17 protein-coding genes and 1 tRNA gene are annotated in these 18,453 nt (G+C 40.3%); 3 read left to right on the top strand and 15 right to left on the bottom strand.

All coding sequences use genetic code 11. From position 1 onward, the window contains the following. Window positions 1-10: 10 nt before the first annotated feature. From MKZ05_RS04735 to queG, 7 genes are all read right to left on the bottom strand, one after another. Window positions 11-1,630 carry a DHA2 family efflux MFS transporter permease subunit gene (locus tag MKZ05_RS04735; protein WP_050945441.1) on the bottom strand — a complete coding sequence of 540 codons (1,620 nt, stop codon included), beginning with the start codon at window positions 1,628-1,630 and terminating at the stop codon, window positions 11-13. A gap of 39 nt (window positions 1,631-1,669) precedes the next feature. Further along, on the bottom strand, window positions 1,670-2,302 hold the full coding sequence (locus tag MKZ05_RS04730) for an HlyD family efflux transporter periplasmic adaptor subunit (RefSeq protein WP_003211200.1): 633 nt from the start codon (window positions 2,300-2,302) through the stop codon (window positions 1,670-1,672). Between the two features lie 363 nt (window positions 2,303-2,665). Next, the gene (gene yhbH / locus MKZ05_RS04725; RefSeq protein ID WP_339161610.1) at window positions 2,666-3,829 is read right to left on the bottom strand and encodes a sporulation protein YhbH; all 1,164 of its coding nucleotides are present in this window, start codon (window positions 3,827-3,829) and stop codon (window positions 2,666-2,668) included. A gap of 139 nt (window positions 3,830-3,968) precedes the next feature. Next, window positions 3,969-5,864: a PrkA family serine protein kinase gene (locus MKZ05_RS04720; protein WP_003211752.1), complete on the bottom strand. Its 1,896-nt coding sequence runs from the start codon at window positions 5,862-5,864 to the stop codon at window positions 3,969-3,971. 518 nt (window positions 5,865-6,382) lie between these two features. Beyond that, window positions 6,383-6,856 carry a tRNA (uridine(34)/cytosine(34)/5-carboxymethylaminomethyluridine(34)-2'-O)-methyltransferase TrmL gene (trmL, locus tag MKZ05_RS04715; protein ID WP_003211950.1) on the bottom strand — a complete coding sequence of 158 codons (474 nt, stop codon included), beginning with the start codon at window positions 6,854-6,856 and terminating at the stop codon, window positions 6,383-6,385. A gap of 43 nt (window positions 6,857-6,899) precedes the next feature. Continuing rightward, window positions 6,900-7,802 (bottom strand): amidase domain-containing protein, encoded by a 903-nt coding sequence (locus tag MKZ05_RS04710; protein WP_137054864.1) that lies wholly within the window; start codon window positions 7,800-7,802, stop codon window positions 6,900-6,902. Window positions 7,803-7,863: 61 nt separating this feature from the next. Next, window positions 7,864-9,012, bottom strand: a complete 1,149-nt coding sequence (queG, locus tag MKZ05_RS04705; protein WP_106029965.1) for a tRNA epoxyqueuosine(34) reductase QueG — start codon at window positions 9,010-9,012, stop codon at window positions 7,864-7,866. A gap of 83 nt (window positions 9,013-9,095) precedes the next feature. Between queG and MKZ05_RS04700 the strand changes: the two genes are divergently transcribed. Further along, complete coding sequence (locus MKZ05_RS04700; RefSeq protein ID WP_339161607.1) at window positions 9,096-9,692, top strand: hypothetical protein; 597 nt, start codon at window positions 9,096-9,098, stop codon at window positions 9,690-9,692. A 99-nt stretch (window positions 9,693-9,791) separates the two neighbouring features. On the opposite strand, the gene MKZ05_RS04695 is transcribed toward MKZ05_RS04700, so the two are convergent. The 7 genes from MKZ05_RS04695 to MKZ05_RS04665 form a co-directional block, all read right to left on the bottom strand. Next, window positions 9,792-9,865 (bottom strand) — tRNA-Gly (locus MKZ05_RS04695). A gap of 127 nt (window positions 9,866-9,992) precedes the next feature. Next, window positions 9,993-10,649, bottom strand: coding sequence for a hypothetical protein (locus MKZ05_RS04690; protein ID WP_003211065.1), 657 nt, complete (start codon window positions 10,647-10,649; stop codon window positions 9,993-9,995). Between the two features lie 81 nt (window positions 10,650-10,730). Continuing rightward, entirely contained in the window at window positions 10,731-11,012 is a 282-nt protein-coding gene (locus MKZ05_RS04685) for a hypothetical protein (RefSeq protein ID WP_003211021.1), read from the bottom strand. After that, entirely contained in the window at window positions 11,009-11,914 is a 906-nt protein-coding gene (locus MKZ05_RS04680; protein ID WP_137054865.1) for a PqqD family protein, read from the bottom strand. The genes MKZ05_RS04685 and MKZ05_RS04680 overlap by 4 nt, the downstream gene beginning before the upstream one ends. Next, a complete protein-coding gene (locus MKZ05_RS04675; RefSeq protein ID WP_339161605.1) occupies window positions 11,898-13,364 on the bottom strand; it encodes a hypothetical protein in 1,467 nt (488 codons plus the stop codon). Before MKZ05_RS04675 ends, MKZ05_RS04680 begins: the two co-directional genes overlap by 17 nt. Continuing rightward, window positions 13,342-14,088 carry an ABC transporter ATP-binding protein gene (locus MKZ05_RS04670; RefSeq protein WP_050945447.1) on the bottom strand — a complete coding sequence of 249 codons (747 nt, stop codon included), beginning with the start codon at window positions 14,086-14,088 and terminating at the stop codon, window positions 13,342-13,344. Before MKZ05_RS04670 ends, MKZ05_RS04675 begins: the two co-directional genes overlap by 23 nt. Before the next feature lie 115 nt (window positions 14,089-14,203). Continuing rightward, on the bottom strand, window positions 14,204-14,416 hold the full coding sequence (locus tag MKZ05_RS04665) for a hypothetical protein (protein ID WP_003211695.1): 213 nt from the start codon (window positions 14,414-14,416) through the stop codon (window positions 14,204-14,206). Between the two features lie 779 nt (window positions 14,417-15,195). Between MKZ05_RS04665 and MKZ05_RS04660 the strand changes: the two genes are divergently transcribed. Beyond that, window positions 15,196-16,491 carry a homocysteine synthase gene (locus MKZ05_RS04660; RefSeq protein WP_339161602.1) on the top strand — a complete coding sequence of 432 codons (1,296 nt, stop codon included), beginning with the start codon at window positions 15,196-15,198 and terminating at the stop codon, window positions 16,489-16,491. Between the two features lie 113 nt (window positions 16,492-16,604). Beyond that, window positions 16,605-17,755 (top strand): IS3 family transposase gene (locus MKZ05_RS04655; protein WP_339160451.1). Its coding sequence is split into 2 segments (ribosomal slippage): window positions 16,605-16,878 and window positions 16,878-17,755, totalling 1,152 coding nucleotides; the frame shifts between segments, so codons are not numbered across the junction. A gap of 68 nt (window positions 17,756-17,823) precedes the next feature. Here MKZ05_RS04655 and lepB read toward each other — a convergent pair. Next, complete coding sequence (gene lepB, locus MKZ05_RS04650; protein ID WP_339161599.1) at window positions 17,824-18,393, bottom strand: signal peptidase I; 570 nt, start codon at window positions 18,391-18,393, stop codon at window positions 17,824-17,826. Window positions 18,394-18,453: the final 60 nt, after the last annotated feature.

Genomic DNA, 18,453 nt, shown 5'->3' with positions numbered 1-18,453 from the left:
CCCTCCACACTTATCTTGCATCTTGGTTTGCTTCCTTAGGTGCTGGAAGCAGTGTTATTTCTTGTTTTTTATGCTGCTGATCTTTTCGCTTTTTATCCTTACGTACATCACGCAGGAACAAGCTAAGAATGACACCAGCGGCACAGAATAACGTTACCCACATGTAAGCATCATTGATACCCATTACGTTTGAATCAACCTGTGCTTTCGTAAAGAGCTGGGTGGATACATATTTTTGAGCAGCTTCAGCTGTCATGCCCATATGATGCATCACATTCGACACAGCCGCCTGGAATGAATTCATAAAGAATGGGTCCGCTGTATTTGTTTGATCCGCCATATTGGAATAATGGAATGTTGTCCGATTCGTATAAATCGTTGTGATCAAACTCGTACCGATCGAACCGCTTATTTGTCTTAATGTATTAGACATCGCTGTACCATGGCTGTTTAAGTGCTGTGGTAATTGGTTCATCCCAGCTGTCATCACCGGCATCATAAGGAGTGACATACCGAATGCACGCACTGCATACATGAGTACAATGTGACTATATGATGTATCAATGGTCAGCCTTGTAAACTCGAATGTGGTGACAACGGTAATGAGCATCCCCACAATCGCAAGCGGACGAGGTCCAAATTTATCAAACAAAATCCCTGAAATCGGGGACATAATCAGCATCGCAAGTGCCCCCGGAAGCATTAATAGCCCGGATTGCAATGCCGTAAATCCAACGAGGTTCTGCAGATAAATCGGAAGTAAGAACATCCCAGTGTATAAGGCAACTGTAATAATAATATTAATAACACTTGATAATGAGAAAATGCTGTATTTAAACACACGGAAATCAAGCATCGGATTATCAACTTTCAGCTGTTGGAAAATAAAGAGAATGATCGCAATCGCACCAACAATAATCGTCGATAAGACGATCGGATCTGTCCAGCCATCACTTCCGGCTTCACTCACTCCGTATAGAAGCGAAGCAAAACCAACGATGGAAAGAATCGCACCAAGGCCGTCCAGCTTGATCTTTTTAGGCTCTACAATATTTCTAAACATAAAGAAAGCCGCGATAATGACAATTGCTCCGATTGGAACAAGTCCATAAAACATAATACGCCAAGAATAATGTTCAATAATGTAACCAGATAATGTTGGTCCTACCGCTGGAGCAAACATCATTGCAAGACCGAAAATCCCCATTCCTTTCCCTCTGTTTTCAGGAGGGAAAATAAAAAGGATTGTTGTCATCACAAGCGGTTGCAGGATACCGCCGCCGATTGCCTGAATCAAACGACCGATAAGCATCGTTGAAAAGTTCGGCGCAATCCCGCAAATAAAGGTCCCTAGTGTAAACGAGATCATGGCAACTAAGAATAAGCTGCGCTGTCCAAAGCGTGTGATTAAAAACGCAGATAACGGAATCAGCACACCGTTGACAAGCATATAACCTGTTGTAAGCCACTGAATCGTCGTTGCACTCACATTAAATTCAGTCATTAAATGGGGCATGGCTACGTTCAGAAGTGTTTGGTTCAAAATCGCTACGAACAAGCCGGCCATTAAAATGATCAGTAAAGACAAGGAGCCTGCTCCCTGTTTTGTTGCTGCAGGTTGATTTGCCATCTCAGACAACCTCCTTTCATTTTTTGATATCAGTCATCATTAAGATGAAATTTTGACAGAAGCATTCATACCAGGAAGTACTTTGTCTGATGGATTTTTAATTGAAATTTTCACTGCTACTTTTTGTGTGACTTTTGTATAGTTACCACTTGAATTTGTTGCTGGCAGCATGCTGAATGTTGAGTTTGTCGCATAACCAATTTGTTCAACTGTTCCTTCAAATGTTGTATCAGGATCACCATCTACGACGATGTCAACTTTGTCGCCTTTTTCAATGTTTTTAATATCTGTTTCTTTGATATTCGCTGTGATGTAAAGCTTGCTTAAATCAATCGTTTCACCAAGAACTGTACCAGGCTGCACTTGTTGATTGTTTTGTACTTCTTTTTTGACTAATGTGCCATCAGCCACTGATTTAATGTTTGTTTTTGTTTCTCCTTCAACTTTTGCAACTGTGCTGTCTTTTTGCACTTCGTCACCTTCATTGATATCCCAGCCTTTGATTTGTCCAGCTGCTGGTGCTGTGATTTGATACATGTCACCTGTCACTTTCGCCTCGTCAGTTTTGACAAAATTTGTGCTTTCGTAGTAGTAATAAGCACCTCCGGCAATAATGGCAAGAATTACAATAAGGCCAATAATGTTCGTTAGCAATAAACGCCCTCTGTTCATGTTTTGTTTCTCCTTTCATGTATAAAAATATAGTGTCATCTGCTTTAGCAAACTTAGAATGCCCATCATCTGACAGAATATGAAGCAAGCTCATAAAACTGTTATATCTCCTTCATCTTCCCCGCATGAATAATGGTGTGCAGCCCATTTATACTTATTGTTCACTCATGAGCAAAGAGTAGAAAAAGAAGAAAAGACGATCGGCATCTTTTTTGAAAAACTTATATTTAACAAGATTAAATATTAATAAATGAAAATTGAAATGTCAAAGAGAAAGTTTTACTTTTTTTCTGGTGATCCCTTCCTTCTCCATACAAAAAACCCTTCAGCCCTTATGCTGAAAGGTTTTTTCAAATGTGCTATTTACGAAAGAACTTCTTCCTGCTGAAAAAATTTTTTTAGGGCGAGAAAAACATCTGATTTTTGCTTCAAAATATAATGCTTAAATTTCTCATCCTGTATATGCTTATATGCTGACATTAATGTAGAATGCCGGTTGTATTGATTCACTTCACCATAACAGAATAAATTGGCTTTTTTCATAATTTCAGAAACAAGCTTTACGCACCGTGCATTGTCTGAGGTCAGATTGTCTCCATCAGAAAAATGAAAAGGATAAATATTATATCGCGATGGCGGATAACGTTCGTCTATGAGCTCTAGTGCTTTTCGATAGACAGAGGAGCAAATCGTCCCCCCGCTCTCACCGCGCGAGAAGAAATGCTCTTCATCTACAACCTTCGCCTCTGTATGATGGGCAATAAATTCAATATCGACCGTCTCATACTTTGTCCGTAAGAAACGTGTCATCCAAAAGAAAAAACTTCTCGCCATATATTTTTCCCAAAGTCCCATACTTCCGCTCGTATCCATCATTGCCAAAACGACGGCTTTCGACTCTGGTTTGGTCACTTCATTCCACGTCTTATATTTGATATCCTCTGGGTAGATTGGATAAAAGGAAGGACTGCCTGTCATTGCATTTCGTTTAAATGCTGAGAGCATCGTTCGTTTTTTATGAATATTCCCTGTTAACCCGGTTTTGCGAATATCGTTAAACTCAATTTGCTCGACAATAATGTCGTCAAGCTCCTTTTGTTTAAGGTTTGGTAGCTCTAATTCCCGAAACAACGCTTCCTCAAGATCCATTAATGAGACCTCTGCTTCGTAATAATCCTCTCCAGCCTGATCTCCTGCTCTCTGCCCCTTTCCTTGCCCTTGCTTACTGTCTGATCCATCACGTGCGACAATATCGCCTACCTCGCTATCTCCATCACCTTGACCCACATGCTTATTTTTATCGTAGTTGTACCGAATTTTATATTCATCTAACGAACGAATTGGAATTTTCACAACATCTTTTCCGTTAGACATGATAATGCTTTCTTCTGTGACAAGATCCGGCAAATTGTTTTTAATCGCTTCTTTGACCTTTTTCTGATGACGCTGCTGGTCGTCATAGCCTTTTCGATGGAGGGACCAGTCTTCCTGAGATACAATAAACTGACTTTTTTCTTGCCGGGACATCCATCCCCCTCCTCACCTGTTTGCACAATTCTTATAACCACCGATTCCTTTATCTTATGCTGCTCGTCACCCAAGTTGACGGTCATTTCTAAAAAAGACATTACCGGTGCAGGTGCGCCAATAATGCCTCCTTCCTTTATTAACGATTAAGAAGACTGCCTACATATTTTAAAAGTTCATTTGCACTTGTTGAATTATAGCCATGTTCATCAATTAATCTAGCCACTACTTCATTCACTTTCTTCAGCTGCTGTTCATCCGGTGTCTTCGTTGATGTCGTGATTTTCACCACATCTTTTAAATCAGCAAACAGCTTCTTCTGAATCGCCTCACGCAATCTCTCATGAGAATTATAATCAAAGCGTTTGCCCTTTCTCGCATAAGCCGAAATACGAATCAGAATTTCTTCTCTAAATGCCTTTTTCGCATTTTCAGAAATTCCGATCTGCTCTTCAATTGAACGCATAAGCTTTTCATCAGGATTCATTTCTTCACCGGTTAACGGATCACGCAGCTTGTTTTTGTTGCAATATGCCTCGACATTATCTAAGTAATTATCCATCAGTGTTTTCGCAGACTCCTCATAGGAATACACAAATGCCTTTTGTACTTCCTTCTTGGCAATATCGTCGTACTCTTTTCGCGCAACAGAAATAAAATTCAAATAGCGCTCCCGGTCCTCGCTTGAGATAGACGGATGCTGATCGAGTCCTTCTTTTAACGAACGAAGAACATCCAGCGCATTGATCGACTCCATATTCTTCCGGATAATAGTGGAGGAAATGCGGTTAATCACATATCGCGGATCAATTCCGCTCATCCCTTCATCATGAAATTCCTTTTTCATCTCATCAATATCAGCAGATTGGAAGCCTTCGACACTTTCTCCGTCATACAGACGCATTTTTTTCACCAAATCAATATCAGAACGCTTCGGCTCTTTGAGTCTTGTCAAAATGGAGAACATCGCTGCTACTTTCAGCGTATGCGGGGCAATATGCACATCAGAAACATCACTTTCTGAAATCATTTTATGATAAATGCGTTCCTCCTCTGTCACCTTCAAGTTATAAGGAATCGGCATCACAATAATTCTTGAATGCAAGGCCTCGTTCTTTTTATTTGAAATAAACGACCGGTACTCGGTTTCATTCGTATGAGCAACGATCAATTCATCTGCACTAATCAAGGCAAAACGGCCTGCTTTAAAATTTCCTTCCTGCGTTAATGACAGAAGATGCCATAGAAACTTCTCATCACACTTTAACATCTCCTGAAACTCCATCATCCCTCGGTTTGCTTTATTGAGTTCTCCATCAAAGCGGTAGGCCCTTGGATCTGACTCTGATCCAAATTCAGCAATGGTTGAAAAATCGATGCTTCCTGTTAAATCAGCAATGTCCTGAGATTTCGGATCAGACGGACTAAAGGTACCAATACCGGTCCGTTTATCCTCTGAGAAGAAGATCCGTTCAACCCTTACATCCTCAATTCGTCCGCCATATTCCTCTTCCAGCCTCATCATATTCAGAGGGGACAAATTCCCCTGCACACGAATGCCATATTCTCTATAGAAATCCTCCCGCAGATTTTGCGGAATAAGATGAAGCGGATCTTCATGCATCGGGCAGCCTTTGATCGCATAGACTGCGCCATGATCTGTCAGTGAATATTCCTCTAGTCCTCTTTTCAGCCTAGTAACAAGCGTAGATTTCCCCCCGCTCACTGGTCCCATCAATAACAAAATACGCTTCCTCACATCGAGGCGCTTGGCGGCAGGGTGGAAATATTCCTCCACTAATCTTTCCAATGATTCCTCTAATCCAAAAAGCTCCTGATCAAAAAATTTGTACGTTCTGACCCCATTCTCCTCTTCAATCCCGCTGTCTTTAATCATATGATAAACGCGAGAATGAGCAGATTGAGCGACAAGTGGATTTTCCTTTATAATGTCTAAATACTCGCCAAATGTGCCTTCCCATTTAAGACGCTGCTCTTCTTCTCTGTGCTGTTCAATTTTCTTTAAAATATCCATATGAACCTCCTCTTTCAAGATTGAAGCAAGTAATCAGATACTGTTTTACAATCTATGCGGAGGCGTCCTATTACATGCTTTCGTTCTTCAAAATGACGAATTGGCAAACTGAATTGACAACCATCCGCAAGACCCTTCATAATAAAGGAAAAACAGGAGAAAAATGATCTTCTTCTCCTGCTTTTCAAGGCGAACTTCACATCATATGAAACAGGCAGCGATAGAAACAAAGGGATAAGGGGGAGCTTATATGAGAACGGTCATTATGATGGGCGTCATCATTACGTTTTTAGTATCCATTTTCACAGCTGGCTACGAAGGCAAGCCTGGTAAATGAAAAAAAGGATGTTCCATGAGCGGAACATCCTTTTTTCATTTAGTTCGTTGTTTTTAGCACTTGCATATTCACTGTGCTTCGATTTTTTCAATATGTCAAAAAATAGACTGAACAAATCATATTTTGTTCCTTATCTCATATAAAAAAAGCCGAGATTGGTATCCCAGCTTTCTTCTTGACCTTATATCAGATCTCGATATTGCTGCTGTCGAAGTGCCTCATACACAAGAATTGCTGCCGTATTCGATAGATTCAGAGAACGAACATGTTCTGTCATCGGTAAACGAAGGCAGCGGTCCATATTCCGCTCGATCAAATCTTTCGGCAATCCACTTGTCTCTCTGCCAAAAACGAAGAAGTAATCTTCATCTAACTGAGAGTAATCAAATGTCGTATGCGGCTTTTGGCCAAATTTTGTGATATAGAAGAATTGTCCCTTCGGATGAGCCTCAAACAATTCATCAAGCGAGTCATGATAGACGACATTGGCATATTTCCAATAATCGAGTCCTGCACGCTTCAGCATTTTATCATCTGTCGAAAAACCAAGCGGACGAATCAGATGAAGGGTTGTATTTGTTGCTGCACATGTACGCGCAATATTTCCAGTATTAGCTGGAATCTCTGGTTGATATAAAACGACATGAAGTCCCAAAAAAGTTCACCTCTAATTTTCTTTTCCGCTCAACATTATACCATTAACTATCCTTCGCGGCATCGTCCAAAATGTGAAAAAACGTATAACGAATAGCTGGTGTATAGGCGGTCGAATCCTCATACGACCAATAACGCATTCGGCTGTCATATGTCTGAGCATTCACAAGAGGCATTCCGCCTTTATCGTGATCGACGACAATGGTTGTATGATTATACCTGCCATCTCCCTCAAAATCGTAGCAAATGACATCACCAATTTGAAGCTCCTGCGCTTCCTTGAGTTTCTTTGCTCTTAAACCCGCTTTCGAATTCGCTAAATAATTTTTCATCGAATGAGCCACCGTCCAGCTATAGCTCCACGTGTGCGGCCGCACCCACCAGCCAGATCCGCGGTTCGGATACCCTCTCGTTGGCGCATTCCCTGCCTTCAAGCATTGTGAAATAAAATTTGTGCAGTTATCTTCGAAGTTTTTATAGGCGGGATTTCGTTTATTCCAGTACGTCTCCGCATATTGTACGGCTGCCCGCCGGTCATAGTGAAAGGCTCTCCCAAACTGTTCTTCGGTCTGAAAGCGCTCATCCACCTGCTCTTCCATTTGCCGCTTTTCTAGCATTATCCGATCTTTCACAAGCATGTCGTTGTAAAGGAACGCTTCTCTTTTTTCTACTTGTTCCTCTAAATAAAAAGAATCGTCTACATCCTTGCATACATAAGTGAGATGAGCAAGATACTGCACATGCTGAGCCCCATCATCCTGAATCGTTGAATCTAGGAGTGTTGCTTTCGCCTTCGCCTTGACAATCTCCACCTGTCTTCTAGCAAAAAGCTCTTTTTTCCGTTCGACTGCTTCCACATCAGACATGAGCTGCGGCTGTTTGATTGCACTTCCATTTAATAAATAACCAAGCCTGTCTTCTAATGTTTGCTCTAATAATTGTTTCACACAGACACCACCAAACTTTTTTTAAAATCTCTGTTTGGTTCATTCTATGTTCACAGAGATGTTATTTAGTATTTAAAGGTGTCTGTAAAAACTCAATCCCTTTGACGATTTCTTGCTTCGCTTCCTCATCACTTTCCCGCTCAAGGGCTTTTTCCAGCTCTGGGAGTAGCTGCTCGTCGCCAATTTTCCCTATTGCCCAAGCAGCCGTGCCTCGAATAACAGGCCTTGGATCCTTGTGCATCAAATCAATCAACACGGGTAAGGCAGATGTATCTTTAAAGTGAGCAAGTGCCAAAATTGCATTTCGCTGAATTGGCTTTTTCCCCCGCCATGAACCTGAAACATGACCGTATTTTTCCTTAAACTCACGATTACTGATCGTAAGAAGCGGCTTTAAGAGCGGCTTCGCAATTTCAGGGTCCGGCTCCATTTCAGGATGCAGGTGAAAGTCCTTCCCTTTATTGATCGGGCAGACAATTTGGCACGTATCACACCCATATAAACGATTTCCTATTTTCGAACGAAACTCGTCAGGCAAAAATCCTTTCGTTTGCGTTAAAAAGGAAATACACCGCTGGGAATTCAGCTGTCCTGGATTTACAAGTGCACCAGTTGGACACGAATCAACACATTTATTACACGTTCCGCACTGGTCTTCAATTTTTTCATCCGGTTCAAATGGGACATTTGTTATCATTTCAGCCAAATACACGTAAGACCCAAACTCTGGCGTGATAATCATACAGTTCTTCGCACTAAAACCTATGCCAGCACGTTCCGCTACTGCACGATCGGACAGCTCCCCTGTATCCACCATTGATTTTGTTCGTATATCGACATGTTTGCTTCGCAAGAATTCCTCGAGCATATCGAGCTTTTTTTTCAGCACAACATGATAGTCTGTTCCCCAAGAAGCACGGCAAAAGATTCCTCTTCTTGCATCCTTTGTACTTCGAGGAGCATCTTTCATTTTGGAAGGATACGCTAGCGCTATCGCAACAATTGATTTGGCCTTCGGAAGCAGCAAAGAAGGGTTTGTTCGTTTTTCGATATCAGGCTCTTCAAAGCCTGACAAATACCCTAACGATTCATGTAAGATGAGGCGGTCTTTTAATGAATCAAATGTATCGGCACTTGCAAATCGGATTTTATCGACACCAATTTCTTTCGCATATTGAATCAATTCTTCTTTTAATTCTCCAACATGAATCACCTTGCAAACCTCCTTTCTTTGTTTCTTCTGTTGTTTTCAGTATAATACGAGTGTATCATGACCGATTGGAGTGAGTCACTGTGAAGATACATATGGAAATTTCTCATCCTGACAACTCGTCTATCCATGTTGGACAGATTGAATATTCGCATATTGAAGTTGGCACATCCCCTCAAATGTTAAAAGGCCGGCTCCGCCTGTTTCAAGAATCTTTATTCTTTGAATACGAAGATAAAGTCTTAGAAGAAGTACCAGCAATCAAAGAATGGACGGACCTTTTAAAAGACGTTCCTTTCCTGCCAATTCTTGCTGATATCCAAAAGGAACAATTTATAGACTCGACCAATTCCGTACAGGATTTGTCGATCTTTTTCTCTTTAAAATATTTCTTGCCTATCCTGACATTCGATGCTGATCGCATAGAAGAGCCGCTTTCACTAGCAAAACATGAGAGTGGTTACATTGAATGGCAAGACAACGCAGGACTTAGGGGATTATTTTCTCAACCAAGTAAAGCTCACATTTCTCAAGACACAAAAAACATTGTGCAAATTATCCTGTTTCCGCCATCTATTTCCCAGGAAAAGAGTGAAGCCCTCATCCAATCCTTGACGAAGATGTTTGTACAAATACATGGTGGAGAAAGTAAATATGAATTTATTGAAAAAGCACTGTAGCTTGACAGTGCTTTTTCACATTATACTGACATAATAAAAAACGCAACACTTCGTTTATCTAAGAAACGAAATACTGCGTTATTAACAAAAATTATGTATTGGAGCGGGTGATGAGAATCGAACTCACGACATCAGCTTGGAAGGCTGAGGTTTTACCACTAAACTACACCCGCATCAATTTTTCAAAAGCAACGTCATCGCGTTGACCTTTATTATGTTACAACTTCCTAAACAATTCGTCAAGAGAATATGAAGAATTTTCGTCAAAAAACTTCATATTCTCCGTATATATTACGATAGTTATTTATCGAGCTGAATATAAAATAAGTAGGCATGTGACTTATTCTTCAGCGCTTGCTTAGGATTTTTCTCAATCTCTTCAAGCATCGGTGAATTTCCGTCTTTCCCCATTGCCGCTGTATACGCAATCAGTGCCTTTCCTCCAGAAGAGACTTTGACAGTTTCAGATTGTGCAGAAAAAACATAGTCACTTACCTTGAACGGAAAGCTTGCTGTTGCTTTCGTCATTCCCTCGTTCTTGTTGTCTGACCACATACTAAATTGTGATTCATATGTATCTTTCTCATGCCTTAATTGTAAGAGCACATTCATCGTTTGGTCGGTTCCATCCTGATGTAAAGTAAAGGTGGCAGATGACGCTTCCTTATTAGCTAATCGGCCATTTTTATAATGACTCCCGATAAACGTAATACTCTTATCCTTCTTCGTTAATCCTTTTATTGTTAAAGCCACCATTTCATTAGTGGTTGATGCTTCTAGTAAGTTTTTTTCTTTTTTTGTCAGTTTCATTTGTTCGATGGTTACTTGCTTCTTAGTAGCAGACTCCGTGTTTATTGTAGATACCGTCTTTTCGGTTTGCGTGGTTTCTTCAGCCTTCTCACCGCATCCTGCTAATAGAAAAACAGTGAATATAAGAACACTCCATTTTTTTAACATTGAGATCCCCTTTGATGTTTTTTATTTTCTATTATACTAAAATTTGGTTGGACATACAAAAAAAAGATTAGGAGAATTCTCCTAACCTTTCGCTTTTTTCTGCTTCATGGCTGATAAGATAGCCACAATGAGAAAACTCGCGGCAAAAATCACAATCATATAAATAAAAAAGTTTGGCTTGATTTGAAAAGTAAATGCGGATGAACCTTCCATCTCAAAAGCGAGACTGTTAAATAATAAAGCATCATTCGTTTTTGATTGAAATAAATGATAGAATAATATGCCGATTGTCAGCATCGGAAAGCCTAAAAACCCCAGAAAACCACCAACAATAGCACCTTGTTTCATCGCCTGTACGTTCATGATCGTTGTCCTCCCATTCCCCCAAGCAATAGCTGCTTCATAATGGATTTACCATCCCCCATAAATGGAAGAAGATAGAGTAATTGAATAAAATACGTGATTGAAAAAATAAAGAAACCTGTTGAAATTGGATTTTCTTTTAGACATAATACGGTCACAATGATCCCTGCTGCTCCGATCACACCTGGGACAAGCGGCCCAAGCAGGGTAATCCATACCTGCTTTTTCTGAAACGGATCTAATACCGGTCTCACAAATTTCACAGACATCATATCACTTGCAAAAAAACCTTGTGGACCATCCCGTCCCGCAAATTTCCGATGCGTATAGCCGTGTGCTGCCTCATGTAAGGCCGTTCCCGTAATTAATCCAAAATAAATAATTGTAAAATAAATCGCAATGGCTGCAATCGACCGGTCAGGAATGAATAAAAAAGCGATTCCTGCCATGACCATAAATAGCATCCAGAAAAAGATGATTTTACGCGTCACCATGAGTAATGCTGTCCCAAAAATATGAAGGAACGAGTGACCAGTGCAATCAAATCGTTCCTTCATTTTCACTTGATACTGCTTGAAAAATTGACAGCAGGCTGTCACAATCCGATATGGTGATTGATAATGAATAGACAGTAAGTGGTGCTGATTCAACCCCATTATCAGTTGATAAAAGTCACGAGAAATCACAGACTCATCGACCTGAAACAAATCGGCGAGCTCTGCGGTAATACTCGCTTCTGTCCTTTTACCATCTACTTTCGTTAACATATGATAGGCACTTTCATTAATCGGGAGTGTGCTTCCATACTGCGTATCCGTGAGATGCCTCTTTTGTAAGGTCACATACGGCGCAAGTGCCGGTACCCGCTCAATCTTTAGCTTATTGTTAAGAAGTTGAATCATGTGAATACCTCCATGAAAAACCTTTGTATATGGCAAAGATGAGCAGACCTTCAAATGCAGCTACAAGCAGCCACTGAAGTGTTTGACTCGACTCCCCTATGACATAGTTTCCAATAAAAACAATCGGAATCATGAGTAAAATAAGTGCTCCAAATGAAAAAATGCCTGTGTAAGGATTGTTCCGATCAAGCGGAAGTAAAATACCTACCACATAAAAGAGCGCAGTGGCATTGCATAAGACAGCGGCCCCAATCAATACGTTCCAAACCTGATCAGGAAGCGTCAGCGTTGTCAGCATGAAGATTGCAATTTGCAGTACACCAACAAGCAAAAGCCCGATAAACTTATACAGAGCCACTTCCCACGATCTTAGACCAAATGTTTTGTACATCCCCAGCATTCGTTTATCATTGCCAAATGAATTGAAGGCGGTTAATCCAGCAAGAGCACAGAGAACAAAAAATGCTTCTTCTTCAAAACGGAATCCAAATTGATAACGGACGAATAAGATCACAATGAGGAGAATGAGAAAGTTTAAAATGTTTTCTTCATTTCGCACCTGTGATTTCATTTCCTTTACAATAAGTGACCATTTTTTTGAAGAAGAGAACGGCAGTTTGTTTAAGAAGGTTAACGCTTTTTTCTCTGCCATAATCGGCATCATCGCAAGGGAAAGAAATGCACCGCTCGCCGATAAAAGGATAAACAGAATCAAAATTGCATAGTTTACCCCTTCAGGAGACATTCCTTGAGCCGCTAAGAAAAACGGTGCTGTAAAATACATCAAATGATAATCAAACTGTATATATGATTGCTGAATTTGACTGATATCAAAATGCGTCATTCCATACGCTACAACCAGTGCTAATAAAACAAAGATCGCTGCAAATTTTTGCAACGGTAATTTTAATTTCAGAATGACCAAATACGTCATATTATAAATGAGTTGCAAAAGCATTAAGACAAAAAGCGATTGCAAAATCACCATCAAAAAGAACGTAAAGATAAAGAAAATACCTATTCCCTGGGCAATAAAATTAGGTAAAAGCAGAATACCGATAAAAAATAAAACAAGTCCTGCCACTACTGTCACCATCGGAATAAAGTAACCAAGGCTTTTCTGAAAGGTAGAAAGCGGGAACCAGCTGAGCTGCATAGAAAAACGGTCTTGCTCAGGCGTTCTGACCTTGATCAAAATGAATAACAGGCTAGTAAAGATGGATGCATTGATCGCCATTGACACAACGAGTAATCCTAGTGAGCGCTCATCGCCATTTAAGAAAGCCTTCATAAAGACACCCGTAAAACTGTATCCGATGATGGCGCCCATTGTGACGGCAAATAAAAAGAATAAGATCACAATGATCCGCTTCGTCTGAGTATCAAAGAGCTTATACATCTCCTGCTGCCACATTTTAAGCATCACTCTAGAAATGATTAATGATTTCATCAAAATGTGCACCCCTATCACTTAACATTGAAGCTTTCAGAAACACCTGTTCCAATGTGCTTGATTGATACTTCTCTTTTAAGGCTGAGACCGTTCCTTCATCCATTTTATTTCCCTTAGAAATAATGGCGATTTTGTGGCACAGCTCTTCCGCTGAAAGCATATCATGCGTTGAAAGCAAGATCGCACCATGGTGCTCAGCATAACGCTTCATCAGTTTCTTTGTGTTTATAACCGCTTCAATATCAAGTCCTCTAAAGGGCTCATCCATGATCACCAATTGACTATCAAGCATAAAGGCGGCAATCAGCTGTGTCTTTTTTTTCATACCATGTGAATAGGTTTCAATCGGTCTTGATAAAGCCGAGTCCATATCAAACAGTTCAATTAGTTGATTTCTTCTATGAATTGTTTTACATTCATACATAGAAGAAACAAAATCTAAATATTCAGCCCCAGTCAATGCTTCAGGGAGCAGCAGATCATCTGGAACATAGGCTACTTGTTTTTTAAAGGATGGTTCGTCATTTGTGACATCCTGCAACAGAATCGTTCCTTCTGTATGCTTAATGATGCCGAGTATACAGTTAATCATCGTTGTTTTACCAGAACCATTCGGTCCAGCAACAGCAACGATTTGATGAGGGTCGATTTTTAAATGAAAATCATTGACAGCAGTCACGTTATTTTTATACGTCTTGGTTAATTTCTCGATCGTAAACATATAACCTCCAAGTGTCTGCATATTCTTTAAAAACAGATCAGGCTAAACCGCCCGCCACAGACGGTTTAGCCTTGGTGTCATTTCATAGAAGTAAAAAGATGAATCCTAAGTATAGCTACTTACATTCAATTTGGACTTTTAAGCCACTTTCCCACTGAACGGCTCCTGTAAAGCTACCCTTGCCGTTTGCTAAACACCAAACTGCTGCTCCTAGAACAACTGTTGCTCCCAATCCAAGAAGGACAGCAACAAATACTAAGAACCAAGCTTGGTCCATAATAGCAGGTTCCATAGTGGAATAGTCAACTTGCGGCGCTGCATAAGTCATACTTTTCACCTCCCAGCTTATGATGATCGTATCATAGGCTCTACTCTCCAAACATCAACAGAAGATCCCATTTTTGACCGAACGTACTTTCGGATAAAATGTGACTTTTTATTCAATTCTTCACTTTCAAGTACAGAACCCCTATCTTATTAGCTAGATTTTTTCGCTCCTTAAGAACCACAAAACCCATATAATGGCAATTGAACCATCTTTTTTCTTCTTTTTTTGAAATAGTCCATTTTTATCAATCCCTTTATATATTCTTTCTTTTTTGTGAAATAGCAAGAATTCCCCCGATATATCAGATAAAAAGGTCCTAATTATATGTCGTTAACACACCATTTACGAAATATTTACTGATAATTCCGATAAAAGAGTGAGTCTATTTCCCTTCTTCTCTTGTCACTTAAAATATGTATATACAAGAAAGTCCATTGGGAAAAAAGCCCTTTCTTTTCTTGAGTAACATCCAACATATGATTCGCTTCTTTTTATGAAAAAACAACTTACAGCATAGACATTCCCATGATTTCACTAGTTGGCAATGATTGATTGCTTTCAAAAAAACTGATCCGTACTCTCTAATGAAACAATCCCTCTTTTCATCCAGCGTATCCACACCCTTCCTCATTGAAATTAAAAAAGCCCATCAAATTTATTTATTATTTTTTCAGATTTATCTAAAAAATGATTGACCAAGCTCGAAACAAGATTTATAGTCTTATTAAATATTTCTTATCAAAGTAGTTGGTTTTATCTAACAAAAGGAGGATACACACATGTCAGAAGAACGTCCATTCCGTTTAGAAACAAAAGCCATTCACGCAGGTCAGGAGCTTGATTCAGCAACCTATTCAAGAGCCGTGCCTATTTACCAAACAAGCTCTTTCGGTTTTAGAGATAGTGAGCATGCGGCGAATTTATTCGGACTGCAGGAACCCGGAAATATTTATTCTCGCATTATGAACCCCACAAATGACGTCTTTGAAAAACGGATCGCCGAGCTTGAGGGCGGCATTGGTGCACTTGCTGTCTCTTCTGGACAAGCAGCGACCACTTATTCTATTTTAAATATTGCAGGAGCTGGTGACGAAATTGTATCCTCAAGCAGCCTTTATGGAGGCACCTACAATCTGTTTGCTCATACGCTTAAAAAGCTCGGCATTACAGTGAAATTTGTCGATTCATCCAACCTTGGAGAACTCGAAGCAGCGATTACAGACAAAACGAAGGCAGTGTATGCAGAGAGTATTGGGAATCCTAAAGGCGACATTCTACATATTGAAGCCATCTCAGCCATTGCACACAAGCACCACATTCCGCTTATTGTGGACAATACGCTCGCAAGCCCATATTTATTAAGACCGATTGAGTTTGGCGCAGACATTGTCGTCCATTCCGCTACAAAATTCATTGGCGGTCATGGTACATCAATTGGCGGTGTCATTGTCGATAGCGGCAAGTTTCCTTGGGCCGACAGTGATAAGTTCAAAGGGCTGACTGAACCAGATCCAAGTTATCACGGCCTGACGTATACCGAAGCAATTGGAGAAGCGGCTTATATCACAAAAGCACGTGTGCAGCTCTTACGGGATTTAGGAGCAGCCTTGTCACCTTTCAACTCATTTTTACTTCTGCAAGGCCTAGAAACTTTGCATCTGCGTCTCGAGCGACATAGTGAAAATGCGTTAAAAACAGCGCAATTCTTACAAGATCACCCTCTTGTAGATTGGGTAAGCTACCCAGGTCTTGAAAGCCATGAATCTTATGAGCTTGCTCAAACCTATTTACCAAAAGGACAAGGCGCCATTCTCACATTCGGTATTAAAGGTGGACGAGAAGCAGGTAAAAAGCTTATTGATTCAGTTAAACTTTTCTCACATCTCGCAAATGTGGGCGATTCTAAATCATTGATCATTCATCCTGCCAGCACAACGCATCAGCAATTAAGTGAAGCAGAACAAAAAGCGACAGGCGTGACACCAGAGCTCATTCGTTTATCTGTTGGAACAGAAGCGATTGAAGACATTATTGCAGATCTTGAACAGGCGATCAAAAAAAGCCAGGCTGAATGAAATAGAAAAAGCACACCTGGGACTGACCCCGTAAGATGAGACAAATAAAAAACACCTTCAAGTTTGAAAATGGATCGTTGTGATCCGAAATAAAACATGGAGGTGTTTTTTCTATGGGGACAAGAGTGAGTTATCCGGTTGAAGTCAAACAGAAGGCTGTAGAAATGAGATTGGCAGGCGTACCTATGAAAGAGATCATGCAGAAATTGAATATCAAGAATAAGACGCAGGTTCAGACATGGGTGAGGTGGCATAAGGCTGGGGATACACACCGGTTCGAACAGCCTGTTGGAAAACAATATACCTATGGAAAGGGTCCCGAGTACTCTTCCGAATTAGAGAGACTGCAGGCAGAAAATCGCTATTTGAGTCAACAGAATGAAGTGTTAAAAAAGTACAACGAATTGGAAAGGAAGTTGATAAGGAAACGTCAATCAAACTGGTAGAAGAATTTCACAAAACGATGACGGTACAGGACATCTGTGTCCATTTAGGCATCTTACGTACTTCGTATTATAGATGGAAAAAGGATCTGACTCAGAATCATTCTAAAAGACAACTAGAGAAACAGGTCGGCACGTTGTGCCGAAAGCACAAATATCGATATGGTTATCGAAAAATCACAGCCATACTAAAAATGAGAATGCGTATTAACCATAAAACTGTTCAACGTATCATGCAGAAAAACCAGTGGCAATGCCGGGTTAAAATGAAAAAGCGTAAGAAGAATGGGCAGCCCTATGCCGTGGCCGGTAACATACTGGATCGGAACTTTCAGTCTGATCGCCCTCTTGAAAAACTAGTAACGGACATCACGTATTTGCCTTATGGACAGAAACAATTGTACCTTTCCAGTATATTGGATTTATATAATGGAGAAGTGATTGCTTTTACGATTGGTGATAAGCAGGACACAGACTTTATCTTAAACACACTTAATCAGCTCCCAGCACTGCCTGAGAATTGCGTGTTACATAGCGATCAAGGTTCTGTATATACATCTTACGAGTATCAGAAAGCTGTTCATATAAAAGGCATTACCATGAGCATGTCCCGTAAAGGGACGCCCGCTGATAATGCCTCCATCGAATCGTTTCATTCCTCACTAAAGTCTGAAACGTTCTATCTTAACAGGATTGACCGCACTACGACCAGCATCGTAGAACGCACTGTCAAAGAATACATTTATTATTATAACAACATTCGTATTCAAACGAAACTAAACAACCAATCACCGATAAACTATCGGCAATTGGCTGTATAAAGGTGTTTTGATCCCTGTCTCAAAAACGGGGGTCAGTCCCGTCCCCCCTCTGTGTGCTTTTTTATGTTTCATTCATTATTGAGTAGTCGAACGTCTTGGAAAGGATAGAACACAAATGATGTCGTTCCTTGAATATCACTCTTTGTAAAAAGACCTAAGCCATTGCGACTGTCCATTGAGTTTTGACGGTTGTCACCCATGACAAAATACTTGCCTTTTGGAACGGTAAGTGGACCAAAATCAGGTGTCAGCAAGATGCCATCTGCGGCTGCTTTCTTTTTGTTTGACGCTAAGTAAGGCTCTGCCACCTTTTGACCATTGACATACAGCTGGTCATTTTTCATTTCAATTTTATCACCAGGTAAACCAATTAATCGTTTAACATAATGAGTACTGCGGTCTTCCCCATCAAGAACAATGATCTGTCCCCGCTTATAATCACCGAAGTAATCAACTGTTTTATTCACAAAAACCCGCTCTGTATCTTGTAATGTTGGTTGCATTGAAGTCCCTTTTACAATATACGGTGCGAATAAAAAGTTACGAATGATAAAAACGGCAATGAATGCGATTAAGATCGCTTTGAGCCAGCCCCATACTTCTGATTTCTTTTTTTGTGTTTTTGTATTTGTTGTCATAAGCTCCTCCTGAAATCCCCTAGGACGAAATGAGTTCCGCTAGCTGCACGCCAGCATCAC

It is taken from the genome of Bacillus sp. FSL M8-0277 (assembly GCF_037975305.1).
Taxonomy (GTDB): Bacteria; Bacillota; Bacilli; order Bacillales; family Bacillaceae; genus Bacillus; species Bacillus pumilus.
This window is presented reverse-complemented; position numbering and strand designations above follow the sequence as displayed.

Excerpts from the sequence above, each read along its gene's own strand:
- MKZ05_RS04735 (WP_050945441.1), bottom strand. The coding sequence starts at position 1,630 with ATGGCAAATCAACCTGCAGCAACAAAACAGGGAGCAGGCTCCTTGTCT.
- MKZ05_RS04730 (WP_003211200.1), bottom strand. The coding sequence starts at position 2,302 with ATGAACAGAGGGCGTTTATTGCTAACGAACATTATTGGCCTTATTGTA.
- yhbH (WP_339161610.1), bottom strand. The coding sequence starts at position 3,829 with ATGTCCCGGCAAGAAAAAAGTCAGTTTATTGTATCTCAGGAAGACTGG.
- MKZ05_RS04720 (WP_003211752.1), bottom strand. The coding sequence starts at position 5,864 with ATGGATATTTTAAAGAAAATTGAACAGCACAGAGAAGAAGAGCAGCGT.
- MKZ05_RS04690 (WP_003211065.1), bottom strand. The coding sequence starts at position 10,649 with ATGTTAAAAAAATGGAGTGTTCTTATATTCACTGTTTTTCTATTAGCA.
- MKZ05_RS04685 (WP_003211021.1), bottom strand. The coding sequence starts at position 11,012 with ATGAACGTACAGGCGATGAAACAAGGTGCTATTGTTGGTGGTTTTCTG.
- MKZ05_RS04680 (WP_137054865.1), bottom strand. The coding sequence starts at position 11,914 with ATGATTCAACTTCTTAACAATAAGCTAAAGATTGAGCGGGTACCGGCA.
- MKZ05_RS04675 (WP_339161605.1), bottom strand. The coding sequence starts at position 13,364 with ATGAAATCATTAATCATTTCTAGAGTGATGCTTAAAATGTGGCAGCAG.
- MKZ05_RS04670 (WP_050945447.1), bottom strand. The coding sequence starts at position 14,088 with ATGTTTACGATCGAGAAATTAACCAAGACGTATAAAAATAACGTGACT.
- MKZ05_RS04665 (WP_003211695.1), bottom strand. The coding sequence starts at position 14,416 with ATGACTTATGCAGCGCCGCAAGTTGACTATTCCACTATGGAACCTGCT.
- MKZ05_RS04660 (WP_339161602.1), top strand. The coding sequence starts at position 15,196 with ATGTCAGAAGAACGTCCATTCCGTTTAGAAACAAAAGCCATTCACGCA.
- lepB (WP_339161599.1), bottom strand. The coding sequence starts at position 18,393 with ATGACAACAAATACAAAAACACAAAAAAAGAAATCAGAAGTATGGGGC.